Annotated in this window: 2 protein-coding genes; both read right to left on the reverse strand. The window is 63.6% G+C overall.

Annotated elements, in window-relative coordinates; all coding sequences use genetic code 11:
• Positions 1-92: 92 nt before the first annotated feature.
• On the reverse strand, positions 93-1313 hold the full coding sequence (locus tag D1227_RS16350) for an OmpA family protein (protein WP_199288338.1): 1221 nt from the start codon (positions 1311-1313) through the stop codon (positions 93-95).
• 331 nt (positions 1314-1644) lie between these two features.
• Positions 1645-2115 (reverse strand): OmpA family protein (locus tag D1227_RS16355; protein WP_147373323.1); only part of this gene is annotated, 471 nt, incomplete at its 5' end.

Genomic DNA, 2115 nt, shown 5'->3' on the forward strand with positions numbered 1-2115 from the left:
ATCCATCCCCGGAGTTTCCAACAGTCTGCACCATAAAAAATGGCCCGGCGCATTGCCGGGCCATTCCTGTTTCTGGTTGTCGGATCGCCGTCCTAGCGGACGATGATCGTGACTTCCGAACGACGGTTCAGCGGCTCGCGAACACCGTCGCGCGTCGCCTTGGCGAGATCGTTCTCACCACGGCCTTCGGTCGAGATCATGTCAGACCCGATGCCACGCGACGTCAGTGCTGTTGCGACAGAAGCCGCACGGCGCTGCGACAGGCGGGCGTTGTAGGTCGCTGCACCCGAGGTGTCGGTGTGACCAACAATCGTCACCGAGCCCGGGGCACAGTCTTCACGCGCCCGGATGTTGGCAACAGCCTGGTCGATCACGGCAGCCGCCTGGCTCGTCAGGTCGGAGCTGTCCCACTCGAAGTAGACCACGAAGGCCTGGTTCAGCGTCGAGCAGGCTGCGACCGGCGCTTCCTCAACCTCTTCCGGCGGCGGCGGTGGCGGCGGCGGAGGCGGTGGAGGCGGCGGCGGTGGCGGCGGCGGCGGTGGCGGAGGCGGCGGCGGTGGTGGCGGCGGCGGGGCGCCGAACTGGTACCGCAGACCAACCGTCACGCTGTGATCGGTGTAAGCGCCTTCGTAGGCCACCGGAATCCGAGGATTGCCGGCCGTTCCCGGGCCGCGGCCCGCGAAGTCCAGATCTTCGGCGACGAAATACTTGTAGCCGAGATCGAGCGTGATCTGATCGGTCACATCATAACCAACACCGGCCAGAAGCTGGTAAGCGATCGACGTGTCGGAATCGCTGAAGCCGTTAACCGTGACGGGCGTATCGTCAGGCAGAAGCGCGCTCAGGCTGAAGGCCTTGGCGTCGACCTGGGCAAGGCCGATACCAGCACCGAGATAGGGCTGGACCTGGCCTTCCGGGTTGAAATCGTAAAGACCGTTGAACATCAGGTCCCAGATACCGATCTTGCCGTCGGACCCGGCATCGTAACGGTAAATCGCGGAATCGACCGGCGGGCCGCCATTGATCACGCCGTCCGGATCGAGCGAGCCGCCACGGTAACCGATCGTCGATTCAAGGCGGAAGCCATTGTCGAAGCCGTAACCGAGGCCGAGCTGGGCGCCGGCCAGACCGCCATCGAGGCTGGAATCACCCCCGAGGGAGTAAAGCGAATCGGGCTCCGGATCGTGATCCAGTGTCCCGTCGAAACTGTAGCCAAGATCAGCACGGCCATACCAGCCGTCCTGCGCTATAGCGACGTTGCCTGCCGACACCATAGCGGCCGCAGCTGTCGCGCACATCAGAGTTTTTTTCATACTCATCCCCTTTTGTGAGCCGCATGGGCACTATTGCCCACCGGCCGCAGAGACTAACGGACCATTCCGTGTGACTACTCGTCTATAGAAGATTGGTTCCATATACGAGGGCGAGAAAACGACTTTTATATGAAATTATTGGTAGGTTTGCGGCCTGAGCCGGCCAAAACCGGAACGCTGGATAAACGCGATCGTCCGCAGCGGCCTTCTACCTTGGCTTCATGACCGCCCTCGGCCCAATCCATCCCCGGAGTTTCCAACAGTCTGCACCATAAAAAATGGCCCGGCGCATTGCCGGGCCATTCCTGTTTCTGGTTGTCGGATCGCCGTCCTAGCGGACGATGATCGTGACTTCCGAACGACGGTTCAGCGGCTCGCGAACACCGTCGCGCGTCGCCTTGGCGAGATCGTTCTCACCACGGCCTTCGGTCGAGATCATGTCAGACCCGATGCCACGCGACGTCAGTGCTGTTGCGACAGAAGCCGCACGGCGCTGCGACAGGCGGGCGTTGTAGGTCGCTGCACCCGAGGTGTCGGTGTGACCAACAATCGTCACCGAGCCCGGGGCACAGTCTTCACGCGCCCGGATGTTGGCAACAGCCTGGTCGATCACGGCAGCCGCCTGGCTCGTCAGGTCGGAGCTGTCCCACTCGAAGTAGACCACGAAGGCCTGGTTCAGCGTCGAGCAGGCTGCGACCGGCGCTTCCTCAACCTCTTCCGGCGGCGGCGGTGGCGGCGGCGGAGGCGGTGGAGGCGGCGGCGGTGGCGGCGGCGGCGGTGGCGGAGGCGGCGGCGGTGGTGG

Source organism: Henriciella mobilis (assembly GCF_003576315.1).
Lineage (GTDB): Bacteria > Pseudomonadota > Alphaproteobacteria > Caulobacterales > Hyphomonadaceae > Henriciella > Henriciella mobilis.